Origin of the sequence: Amycolatopsis kentuckyensis (assembly GCF_002155975.1) — a bacterium.
Taxonomy (GTDB): Bacteria; Actinomycetota; Actinomycetes; order Mycobacteriales; family Pseudonocardiaceae; genus Amycolatopsis; species Amycolatopsis kentuckyensis.
The window spans coordinates 1-11,077 of the sequence record NZ_MUMI01000108.1; the positions used below are offsets into that span (position 1 = coordinate 1).

Annotated in this window: 12 protein-coding genes; 9 read left to right on the forward strand and 3 right to left on the reverse strand. The window is 70.6% G+C overall.

Annotated elements, in window-relative coordinates:
• The first annotated feature begins 306 nt into the window (after window positions 1-306).
• The gene (locus tag CCN39_RS11935) at window positions 307-1,182 is read left to right on the forward strand and encodes a helix-turn-helix domain-containing protein (protein WP_086841282.1); all 876 of its coding nucleotides are present in this window, start codon (window positions 307-309) and stop codon (window positions 1,180-1,182) included.
• A gap of 28 nt (window positions 1,183-1,210) precedes the next feature.
• Entirely contained in the window at window positions 1,211-1,915 is a 705-nt protein-coding gene (locus CCN39_RS11940; protein ID WP_086841285.1) for a 2OG-Fe dioxygenase family protein, read from the forward strand.
• 3 nt (window positions 1,916-1,918) lie between these two features.
• Here the strand turns inward: CCN39_RS11940 and CCN39_RS11945 are convergent, their stop codons facing one another.
• A complete protein-coding gene (locus CCN39_RS11945; RefSeq protein WP_086841286.1) occupies window positions 1,919-2,299 on the reverse strand; it encodes an STAS domain-containing protein in 381 nt (126 codons plus the stop codon).
• A gap of 138 nt (window positions 2,300-2,437) precedes the next feature.
• Here CCN39_RS11945 and msrA point away from each other — a divergent pair, with 138 nt between their 5' ends.
• The 5 genes from msrA to CCN39_RS11970 all read left to right on the forward strand — a co-directional run bounded on the left by msrA (window position 2,438) and on the right by CCN39_RS11970 (window position 8,046).
• Window positions 2,438-2,953, forward strand: a complete 516-nt coding sequence (gene msrA / locus CCN39_RS11950) for a peptide-methionine (S)-S-oxide reductase MsrA (protein ID WP_086841288.1) — start codon at window positions 2,438-2,440, stop codon at window positions 2,951-2,953.
• Window positions 2,954-3,319: 366 nt separating this feature from the next.
• Complete coding sequence (locus CCN39_RS11955; RefSeq protein ID WP_086841291.1) at window positions 3,320-5,596, forward strand: M4 family metallopeptidase; 2,277 nt, start codon at window positions 3,320-3,322, stop codon at window positions 5,594-5,596.
• Between the two features lie 77 nt (window positions 5,597-5,673).
• Window positions 5,674-6,183 carry an OsmC family protein gene (locus tag CCN39_RS11960; RefSeq protein WP_086841293.1) on the forward strand — a complete coding sequence of 170 codons (510 nt, stop codon included), beginning with the start codon at window positions 5,674-5,676 and terminating at the stop codon, window positions 6,181-6,183.
• A 79-nt stretch (window positions 6,184-6,262) separates the two neighbouring features.
• Window positions 6,263-7,246 (forward strand): ATP-binding cassette domain-containing protein, encoded by a 984-nt coding sequence (locus CCN39_RS11965; protein ID WP_167455043.1) that lies wholly within the window; start codon window positions 6,263-6,265, stop codon window positions 7,244-7,246.
• A complete protein-coding gene (locus CCN39_RS11970) occupies window positions 7,243-8,046 on the forward strand; it encodes an ABC transporter permease (protein WP_086841295.1) in 804 nt (267 codons plus the stop codon). The genes CCN39_RS11965 and CCN39_RS11970 overlap by 4 nt, the downstream gene beginning before the upstream one ends.
• A gap of 20 nt (window positions 8,047-8,066) precedes the next feature.
• On the opposite strand, the gene CCN39_RS11975 is transcribed toward CCN39_RS11970, so the two are convergent.
• A complete protein-coding gene (locus tag CCN39_RS11975) occupies window positions 8,067-8,492 on the reverse strand; it encodes a nitroreductase/quinone reductase family protein (protein ID WP_086841298.1) in 426 nt (141 codons plus the stop codon).
• On the reverse strand, window positions 8,489-9,031 hold the full coding sequence (locus CCN39_RS11980) for a DUF6069 family protein (protein WP_086841301.1): 543 nt from the start codon (window positions 9,029-9,031) through the stop codon (window positions 8,489-8,491). The genes CCN39_RS11975 and CCN39_RS11980 overlap by 4 nt, the downstream gene beginning before the upstream one ends.
• Before the next feature lie 104 nt (window positions 9,032-9,135).
• Between CCN39_RS11980 and CCN39_RS11985 the strand changes: the two genes are divergently transcribed.
• Together CCN39_RS11985 and CCN39_RS11990 are read left to right on the forward strand one after the other, a co-directional pair.
• Complete coding sequence (locus CCN39_RS11985; RefSeq protein WP_086841303.1) at window positions 9,136-10,101, forward strand: SDR family NAD(P)-dependent oxidoreductase; 966 nt, start codon at window positions 9,136-9,138, stop codon at window positions 10,099-10,101.
• 37 nt (window positions 10,102-10,138) lie between these two features.
• A partial coding sequence (locus CCN39_RS11990) for a serine/threonine-protein kinase (RefSeq protein ID WP_244210742.1) occupies window positions 10,139-11,077 on the forward strand: 939 nt, incomplete at its 3' end.

Here is an 11,077-nt window from a genome sequence, read left to right on the forward strand (position 1 = left end):
CCGGGCCGGCCCGGTCCCCTGTCGTCGTTCCGGTGGTCCTCACTGTGCTCGGGTTCCGGGCCGGACTCCGGCCTTGTCTGCAAGTGTCACTCCGGGATGGCTTGCTTTGCAATTCCCACGGAGGAATCCCAGGATGGAACACCCGTTCGGCCCAGCACGCTGCCGACCAGCGGAAATTCGCCGATCGGCGTGTCAAAGGGGTGGCTTACTCACCTTCAGCGGCCGGATGGAGTATGGTCGCGGCGCGATGGGAAACCCACCAACCGGGTCCCACCGCGGACGGCCCACCGCGAGAACGAAGGTCCCATGTCCCCCACGCAAGGTCCGATCGTGCCGCGCCGCCGGATCGCGGACACGCTCAAGAGCCTGCGTGACGAGTCCGGGCGCACCCTCGAGGAAGTAGCCGAGGCGCTGCTGATCTCGACGTCGAAGCTGTCGCGGCTCGAGAACGCGCAGGGCAGCCCGCAGGCCAGGGACGTCCGCGACCTGATCCGCTTCTACGGCATCGAGAACACGCAGCTGGCCGAGCGGCTGATGCGCTGGGTGAAGGCGTCCGGCCGGCAGGGCTGGTGGACCGACTACTCGCAGACCACGGCGACCCCCGGGCTCGACGCGCACCTCGCGTACGAGTCCGAAGCGACGGTGGCCCGGATCTACACGATCCCGCTGCTGCCGGTGCTCCTGCAGACCCCCGACTACGCCCGGGCCCAGTATTCGACGCACGAGCCGTGGTGGTCGGCCGAGGAGGTCGACCGGCTCGTCGAACTGCGGGAGCACCGCAAGCACGTCCTCGCCGAACGCGAGGACATGGACCCGCTGCGGCTGGTCGCGGTGACCCACGAGTCCGCCCTGCGGCAGTTCGTCGGCTCCCGCGAGATCATGCACGCCCAGCTGGACCACCTGGTCGAACGGTCCACCGCGCCGAACGTCGAACTGCGCGTGTTCCCCTTCGCCCATCCCCCGCTGTTCTCGATGAGCTGCATGTACGCCTACTTCCAGTTCGAGGATGAGCTCGACCGGGACATCGTGCACATCGAAACCCACGCCGGGTTCCGGCACATCGAGACGGCCAAGACGGTCGAGTACTACCGCGGCTACCACGACGCCCTCGTGAACGCGTCCCTGGAGCCCGACGAAAGCCGCGCGCTCATCCGCGAAATCCAGTCCGCGCAGTTCGGCTGATCCCCTTCCCTTCACGTTGGGACAACGCATGGCTTTCGCTTTTCCCGTTCCCGAAGAACTCCGGCTGTACCGCAAGCGGCTCGACACCGACGGCTACCTCGTCGTCTCCGACGACGAGCTCGGCCTGCCCGGCGAGCGCCTGCGCGAGCACCTCCTCCGCACGTACTTCACCCCGGACGTCCTCCGCTGCTACCCCGGCGACGTCCCCGCCGACCGGGAGCGGGCCCGGGACGTCGTCGAGTACGCGTGGGACGGCGAGACACCGGCGCTGGCCGAGCACCCCGAGATCGCCATCGAGGACCGCGGCGGCCGCCCCGAGCGGCGCGAGTACGCCCGCACGCCGGTGGCGCACGACCCGCTGTTCGCGGCCTGGATCCGCGCCGCGCTCGGCCTGATCCCGGAAGGTCGCCGCCGGCCGCGGGGGACGTTCGGCGTCAACATCTTCCGGACGTTCACCAACGTCGTGACGCGCCCGCACGCCGACGGCGAGGAGTTCGTCTTCGTCTACGTCGTGGACCGGGCCGGCACCGGCGCGGAGACGACGCTCTTCCGCCCCGACGCCCCGGAGACGGCGGTCCACACCCAGCGGCTGGAGCCGGGCCAGCTGATCGTGTTCGAGGACAAGCGGTTCCTGCACACGGCCAGCCCGCTGATCGCCCCGCCCGGTGGCCGCGCCCGCCGGGACGCCCTCGTCTGCACGCTGGACTACCCGCAGACCTACGGCCTCGGCTGAGGCTCAGCAGGGCAGCCAGCGCACCTCGACCGGCTGGTAGGCGACGATCGTCGCCAGCCGGTCCGGGAACACCGGGACCCGCTCCCCCAGCCGCGTCCCGCGGACCACCCGCTCCACCCCCGTTCCGGGGGGCGCGACCAGGCAGCCCGGCAGTCCCCGGTCGCGGCAGCGGTCCAGGGCCTCGAGCAGGCCGCGGACCCCGCGCTCGGAGAGGAAATCGAGCAGCGCGAGGTCGATCACCAGAAGCCGGGGCCACGGCAGTTCGCACAGGGCGGTCTCGAGCACCGTCGCCCAGCGCAGCACCATCGTGATCCCCAGCTCGCCGTGCATTTCGACGACCAGCACGCCGCCGGAGCGTTCCGAGGCGATGTCGTCGTCGCGCATCGCGCCTCCCGGGAGCCGTCCCGTCCCGCACCCATGGTCCCACGGACGTCAGGCTTCCGTAATACCCGCGTGGAATCATCAGAGGTCCGGGGCAGTTGTAACGGGCGGTAGCACCGCACGAGGAGAAGGAGTGACGCCGTGACCACGTCAACCGAAAGGGCCGTCCTGGCCGGCGGCTGCTTCTGGGGCATGCAGGAGCTGTTCCGCCGTCAGCCCGGGGTGATCTCGACCCGGGTCGGTTACAGCGGCGGCGACGTCCCCCACGCCACTTACCGCAACCACGGCACGCACGCCGAGGCCATCGAGGTGATCTACGACCCGGCGCAGACCACGTTCCGCGACCTGCTCGAGTTCTTCTTCCAGGTGCACGACCCGACGACGAAGAACCGCCAGGGCAACGACATCGGCCTGAGCTACCGGTCGGCGATCTACTTCGAGAACGACGAGCAGAAGCGGGTCGCCGAGGACACGATCGCCGACGTCGACGCGTCCGGGCTGTGGCCGGGCAAGGTCGTCACCGAGGTCGCCCCGGTGGGGGACTTCTGGGAGGCCGAGCCGGAGCACCAGGACTACCTCCAGCGCATCCCGAACGGGTACACGTGCCACTTCGTGCGCCCGGGCTGGAAGCTCCCGAAGCGTGAGAAGACCGCCTGACACAGGCCCACCGAAGGCCCCTTCGCCGATCTCCGGCGAAGGGGCCTTCGTCGTCTCGGACGTCGTGACATCCGGGCCGGGGGCTCCGCCACCCGGACCCCCGAAACCGCGGTGAAGATCGCCCGAACGGCGGTGATCCGCATCCAGTCCTCAGTGGACAGTGAACGTTCCTGGTCCCAATAGTGTCGAATGTCCTATTTGGGATGTATTGCGACATGCAGATAAGACCGTACGTTCGTCGCTTGTTCACGAGGCTTGCACCCCGGATGCTGATTTCCGCTAAGCCGCACCATTTTTCCCCGTCGTCCCCGTTCTCGGCCCGGCTCGACCCCGGGCCGGTTCGCCCTGCCCGGAGGAGATCCTTCGATGCAACTGAGACGTCCATTCGTCTTGGCCGCGAGCGGTGCGCTCATCGCCGCGATGTGCACGACCACCACCGCCCAGGCCCAGCCCGCCACCCCGAACGCCGTCCCGGACGCCCAGACCCTGGCCGCGTCGGCGGCGGCCGGGCTCGTGGCGAGCAGGCCCGCCGCGCTGCACGCGAGCGCGGACGACGTTTTCCTGGCCCAGAAGGCGATTTCCGCCACCAACGGGCTGAAGTACATCCCCTACGAGCGCAGCTACAAGGGCCTGGCCGTGGTGGGCGGCGACTTCGTGGTCGCCACCGACTCGACCGGCCAGGTGCTCGGCACCTCGGTCGCGCAGGACCAGACGATCGACCTCGCGACCACCACGGCGAAGGTCTCGAAGGCCGCGGCCGAGGCGACCGCGCGGCAGCAGCTGTCCGCCGTGGACAGCGTGAGCCCGGCGCAGCAGGTCGTCTACGCGCTCGGCACGCCGACCCTGGCCTGGAAGAGCACGGTCGTCGGCCGCGACGCCGAGGGCCCGAGCCGGCTCGACGTCATCGTCGACGCCGCCACCGGCAAGGTGCTCCGCACGCAGGAACACGTCATGAACGGTGACGGCACCAGCGCGTGGAACCGCCCGAACCCGGTGCACCTCGACACCACCCAGTCCGGCAGCATCTACTCGCTGAAGGACCCGAGCCTCACCAACGTCTCCTGCCAGGACGCGGCGAACAACACCACGTTCAGCGGCCCGGACGACCTGTGGGGCACCGGGAACGCCACCAGCCGCGAGACCGGCTGCGTCGACGCCCTCTTCGCCGCGCAGACCGAGAAGAAGATGCTCACGCAGTGGCTGGGCCGCAACGGCTTCGACGGCAGCGGCGGCGGCTGGCCGATCCGCGTCGGCCTGAACGACCAGAACGCCTACTACGACGGCAGCCAGGTCCAGATCGGCAAGAACACCAACGGCCAGTGGATCAGCTCGCTGGACGTCGTCGCGCACGAACTCGGCCACGGCATCGACGACCACACCCCCGGTGGCATCTCCGGTGCGGGCACGCAGGAGTTCGTCGCGGACGTCTTCGGCGCCTCGACCGAGTGGTTCGCCAACGAGCCGTCGGGCGGCGACGTCCCCGACTTCCTCGTCGGCGAGACGATCAACCTGGTCGGCTCCGGCCCGATCCGCAACATGTACAACCCGTCGGCGCTGGGCGACAAGAACTGCTACGACAGCAGCGTTCCCAACGGTGAGGTGCACGCGGCCGCCGGCCCCGGCAACCACTGGTTCTACCTGCTGGCCGAGGGCACGAACCCGACCAACGGGCAGCCGACCAGCACCACGTGCAACAGCTCGTCGATCACCGGCCTCGGTGTCCAGAACGCGGTGAAGATCTTCTACAACGCGATGCTGCTCAAGACCTCCAGCAGCTCGTACCTGAAGTACCGCACCTGGACGCTGACCGCGGCGAAGAACCTGTTCCCGGGCAGCTGCACCGAGTTCAACACCGTCAAGGCGGCGTGGGACGCGATCAGCGTGCCGGCGCAGTCGGCCGACCCGACGTGCTCGGCGACCGGCACGGTCACCGTTTCGAACCCGGGCAACCAGTCCACCACGACCGGCGCCGCGGTGAACCTGCCGCTGTCGGCCAGCGGCGGCACCGCGCCGTACACCTGGTCCGCCTCGGGCCTGCCGGCCGGCCTGTCGATCAACTCCTCCACCGGCACGATCTCGGGCACCGCGACCACCGCGGGCACCTCGAACGTCACCGTGACGGCGACCGACAGCGCCAGCCACTCCGGCACGGCGTCGTTCAGCTGGACCGTCGGCACCACCGGCGGCTGCTCCGGCCAGAAGGTCGCCAACGGCGGCTTCGAATCCGGCGCGACCAGCTGGACCGGCACCACCGGCTCCATCGGCCAGTGGGCTTCGGACGGCCAGGCGGCGCACGGCGGCACGTACTCGTCCTGGCTGGACGGCTACGGCACCACGCACACGGAGTCGATCGCGCAGTCGGTGAGCATCCCGGCGGGCTGCCACGCCAGCCTGACGTTCTACCTGCACATCGACACCGCGGAGACGACCACCTCCACCGCCTACGACAAGCTGACCGTCACCAACGGCAGCACGACGCTGGGCAGCTACTCCAACCTGAACAAGGCGTCCGGGTACGCGCTCAAGACCATCGACGTCTCGTCGGCGGCCGGCGGCACCCTCGCGCTGAAGTTCACCGGCACCGAGGACAGCTCGCTGCAGACCTCGTTCGTCATCGACGACGTGGCCGTCACGCTGAGCTGAAGCTGAATCGCTGAACCACCGGGGCGGGGAGACTGCGGTCTCCCCGCCCCGGCGTTTTCCGGAGCAGAATCGGCCCCATGGACACCGAGGAACTGCGCGCGACCCAGGCGCCGCTGAAGGACAAGTACCGCGAGCAGCCGGAGACCGCGCTCGTGACGCTGCACGCCGACGCCGAGCTGGACGGCCTCGGCATCTCCTGCAAGGTCGAAACCGGCCGCGCGATCGTCGAAGCCGGGCTGCACCCCGCCACCGGCGGCGACGGCACCCTCGCCTGTTCGGGTGACATGCTGCTCGAAGCGCTCGTCGCGTGCGCGGGGGTGACGCTGCGGGCCGTCGCGACGTCGCTCGGGCTCACCGTCCGGGGCGGGCGCGTCCGGGCCGAGGGCGACCTCGACTTCCGCGGCACCCTCGCCGTCGCGAAGGACGCGCCGGTGGGCTTCCGCGCCATCCGGCTTTCCTTCGACCTGGACACCGACGCCGGCGAGGACCAGCTGGCGACGCTGAAGAAACTGACCGAGCGCTACTGCGTCGTCTTCCAGTCGCTGCGGACACCACCGGAGTTCGCCGTCACGCTTTCGGCGAACTGAGCCGGTTCAGGGAGAAACCCGGAGGACAAACCGGGCAGCTTGGCCTAGCTTGTCGGGGTCACCTGAAGGGGGAGCCGCCATGCCACAGCCGGAACCGGACGCCGCCGTCCGGGTACGCGGGCTCGTGAAGACCTACGGTTCGACGCGCGCGCTCGACGGCGTCGACCTCGACATCCCGGCCGGGCAGGTGCTGGGCCTGCTCGGCCCGAACGGCGCCGGGAAGACGACCACCGTGCGCATCCTGACCACGCTGCTGCGCCCGGACTCGGGATCGGCGCACGTGGCCGGGTACGACGTGCTGGCCGAGCCGGACGAGGTGCGGCAGCGGATCGGGCTGTCCGGCCAGTACGCGGCCGTCGACGAAAACCTCACCGGGTACGAGAACCTCTACATGGTCGGGCGGCTCTACGGCCGGAAGAAGGCCGCGGCCCGCTCGCGCGCCCGGGAGCTGCTGACGCGGTTCCGGCTCGAAGAGGCCGCCGACCGGCCGGCGAAGGGCTACTCCGGGGGCATGCGCCGGCGTCTGGACCTGGCGGGCGCGCTGGTCGCCGAGCCGACCGTCGTCGTGCTGGACGAGCCGACCACCGGCCTCGACCCGGGCGGGCGCCTGGACACGTGGGAGGTCATCAAGGAGCTCGTGGCCGACGGCACCACCGTGCTGCTGACCACCCAGTACCTCGAAGAGGCCGACCAGCTCGCCGACTCGATCGTGGTGATCGACCACGGCCGGGTGATCGCGCGCGGCACGGCGGACGAGCTGAAGGCGCAGATCGGCGGCGAGCGCCTGGAGCTGGTCGTCGCCTCGGCGGCGGACCTGCCGACGACGCTGGACGTCCTGCGCGAGGTCGGCACCGGCGAGCCGTCCGGCGACGAGCACACGCGCCGGGCGGAGATCCTGGTCGACACCGGTCCGAAGGCCCTGATCGAGGCGCTCCGGCGGCTGGACTCCCACGGCATCACGGTCCAGGACGTCGGCCTGCACCGCCCGACCCTGGACGACGTCTTCCTGTCCCTGACCGGCCACGGTGCTTCGGCCGAATCCGCCGAGGAGGTGGCGAAGTGAACGCGCTCGCGAAGGGCATCTCCGACGGCGGCATCGTCACGTGGCGCAACCTGATGAACGTCCGCCGCAACCCCGACTGGCTGATGGCGGCGACGCTGCAGCCGATCATGTTCGTGTTGTTGTTCGCGTACGTCTTCGGCAACGCGATCGGCGGCGAAGCAGGCGGCGCGGCGTACCGCGAATTCCTCATCGCCGGGATCTTCGCCCAGACGGTGGCGTTCAACTCGGCGTTCACGGTGATCGGCTTCGCCAACGACCTGCAGAAGGGCATCATCGACCGGTTCCGTTCGCTGCCGATGTCCCGCGTCGCGGTCGTCCTCGGCCGCACGACGTCGGACCTGGTGGTCAGCGTGGTGGCGCTGGTGGTGATGTCGGCGTGCGGCCTGCTGGTCGGCTGGCGCATCCGCGGCAGTTTCTGGGACGCGCTGCTGGGTTATCTGGTGATGCTGATGTTCGCGTGGGCCCTGTCCTGGGTCGGCGCACTGATCGGCCTGGCGGCGCGCAGTGTGGAGGTGGCGCAGAGCGCGGGCCTGATCTGGATGTTCCCGCTGAGCTTCATCTCCTCGGCGTTCGTCCCGACGGACACCCTCCCGGCGTTCCTGAAGGCGATCGCGGACTGGAACCCGTTCACGGCGGTGATCAACGCGACCCGGGACCTGTTCGGCAACCGGTTCGGCGCCCCGCCGACGGGCTGGCCGGCGGAGAACGCGGCGCTGTACGCGATCTTGTGCTGCGTGGCGATCATCGCGATCTTCGCCCCGCTGGCGACCGCGCGGTACCGCCGGGTGGCGAGCAAGTAGGACCGTCCGAAGAGGACTGATCAGTCCTCTTCGGACAGCTCCACGATCGGGATCACCCGCCTGGCCTGCCGGGCCTTCGCCTGGTGGTCCGCCAAGAACGGGTACTCCTTCTCCAGCTCCGTCCAGGTCCGCACGTAGTCGGCCCCGAGCAGTGGCAGCGCCTCCGCGTCGAACTCCCGACCGTCCAGCTCGACGTGCACCCGCGAATCGGCCTCGAGGTTGAGGTACCAGTCCGGGTGCCGGGGCGCGCCGATGTTGGACGCCACCACCAGCCACCGGGACCCGTCGCGGTGGACCATCATCGGGACCGTTCGGGGCTCGCCCGACCGCCGGCCCGTCGTCGTCAGCAGCAACAGCCGCTCGCGGTGCATGCCCTCGACCTCACCGCCCGCGCGGAACTGGTCGATGACCCGGCGGTTGGTCTCCGCGATGTCCACGACGGTCACCGGTCGTAGTACCGGGTCGGCGGGTCCTGCTGGGTCCACTGCTGCTGGGTCGGCGGCGGCGCGGCGCTCTGCTGGCTGCGGCGCCGGTGCAGCGTGCGGGCGCTCGCCGCCATGCTGTTCACCACCGCCGCGATGGCCAGGCCGATCACCAGGTTGATCACCGCCGTGGCGATCTTCGCGCTCGGCGCGACCGTCAGGGTCAGCGGCAGCACCACCGCGATCAGCGTCACCAGCACCATGATCCAGCCGAAGAACTGCGACGGCGCCGGCGTCGCCACGCTCAGCAGGTGCATCAGCCCGGTGGCGAGCAGGGCCACCGCGGCGGCGACCAGCGCGTACGTCGTGGTGCTCGCGTTGCCCCAGACGCCTTCGCCTTTTGGGGCGAGCACTTCGACCTCGAAGATCCCGCGTGCGATCAGCAGCCCGACGACCGCGAGCAGGGCCGCGACCACCGCCGTGGCCACGCCGCCCGCCCACAGGCGGCGCGCGTCGATCCCCGGGCGGACGTCCTGGGGCTGGTTCCCGTAGTAGTCGGACATCAGAGCCTTCCTGGGTCGGCTGCGCCTCTCCCCCCGATTGTCCCCCGTTTCGGCCCCGGCCGCGATTTGCGCTGGAGTGCACTCCAGCTCGTAGCGTCGGAACCATGACCACCGCACAGCACAAGATCGGTTCGGGCTTCGGCGCCACCACCACGGCCGCCGAAGCCGTCGCAGGCGTCGACCTCACCGGGAAGCTCGCCGTCGTCACCGGCGGGTACTCCGGGATCGGCCTCGAGACCACCCGCGCGCTGACCGGCGCCGGCGCCCACGTCGTCGTCCCGGCGCGGCGCCGCGAGACCGCCGAGGAAGCGCTCGCCGGGATCGAGAACGTCGAGGTCGACGAGCTGGACCTGGGCGACCTCGGGAGCGTCCGCGCGTTCGCCGACCGCTTCCTGGCGACCGGACGGCGGATCGACCTCTTCATCGCCAACGCCGGCGTCATGGCCTGCCCGGAGACCCGCGTCGGGCCGGGCTGGGAGGCCCAGTTCGCCACCAACCACCTCGGCCACTTCGCGCTGGTCAACCGGCTGTGGCCGGCGATCGCCGAGGGCGCCCGCGTGGTTTCGCTGTCCTCGCGCGGCCACCACTACTCGCCGATCCGCTGGGACGACGTCCACTTCGAATCCGGCTACGAGAAGTGGCAGGCCTACGGGCAGGCCAAGACGGCGAACGTGCTGTTCGCCGTCCAGCTCGACCAGCTGGGCGCCGAGAAGGGCGTCCACGCGTTCGCGCTGCACCCCGGCGGCATCATGACGCCGTTGCAGCGGCACCTGCCGCGGGCGGAAATGATCGAACGCGGCTGGATCGACGAGGCCGGGAACTACCTGGTGCAGTTCAAGACGCCCGAGCAGGGCGCGGCGACCACGGTCTGGGCGGCGACCTCGCCGCAGCTGGCCGGGCTCGGCGGGCTGTACCTGGAGGACTGCGACGTCGCCGAGCTCGCGCCGGAGGACGCCGAGGGCCTCGCGGCCTCGGGTGTCCGCCGGTACGCCGTCGACCGCGCGGAGGCCGCGCGCCTGTGGACGCTGTCGGCGCAGCTCACCGGCGTGGACGCGTTCGCGCGGCCCTGACTGTCACGCCGGCGGCTCCCCGGACGATACTTTCTTCGTGATCTTCCGACGTTTGCCGGTCACGGGACCGGGGTACCTGGCGCCCGTGGCCGACGAAGCCGGGAGAACGGGGCGCCCGCCGACTGACGACGGGGCAGGGGTCACCTGTGGTCGTTACGCACTGGGTGAATTCACCATCACCCCGCGCAGCGCTCTCGACGACGAGCGGCCGCCCGGGCTGCTCGGCGAGCGCTACGAGGTCGGCAGGCTGATCGGCAGCGGCGCCACGGCCCGCGTCTACCGCGCCTACGACGTCCGGCTGACCCGCGAGGTCGCCGTCAAGATCTACGACCGGGACGCGGTGGCGCTCGACCAGCGGCGCCGGCTGCGGGAGATGACGATCCAGGGCAGCATCAGCCACCCGGGCGTGGTGGCGCTGCTGGACAGCGGCACCGAACACGGCCGCACGTACCTGGTGATGCAGCTCGTCGAGGGCGAGAACCTCGCGGAGCGCCTGCTGGGCGGCCCGCTGCCGCCGGCGGACGTGACGGCGCTCGCGGACGGGCTCGCCGAGGCACTGGCCCACGTCCACGCGCGGCGCATCGTGCACCGCGACCTGAAGCCGGCCAACGTGTTCCTGTCCGCGGACGGTCCCCTGATCGGCGACTTCGGCATCGCCCACGCCCTCGACGCGACCCACATCACGGGCACGGGCCTGATCCCGGGCACGGCGGCGTACCTGGCGCCGGAGCAGGTGTCGGGCGAGCCGGCCGGCCCGCCGGCGGACGTGTACGCGCTGGGCTTGATCCTGCTGGAATGCCTGACGGGCCAACGGGAGTACCCGGGCACCATGGTCGAGGCGGCCATGGCCCGGCTGACGAGATCGCCCCGGATCCCGGAGGAAGCGCCGGCAACGTTGGCGTACACGTTGCGCCGGATGACGCAGCGCGAGCCGGCCGACCGCCCGACGGCGGCGAAGGTGCTGGACATGCTGCAC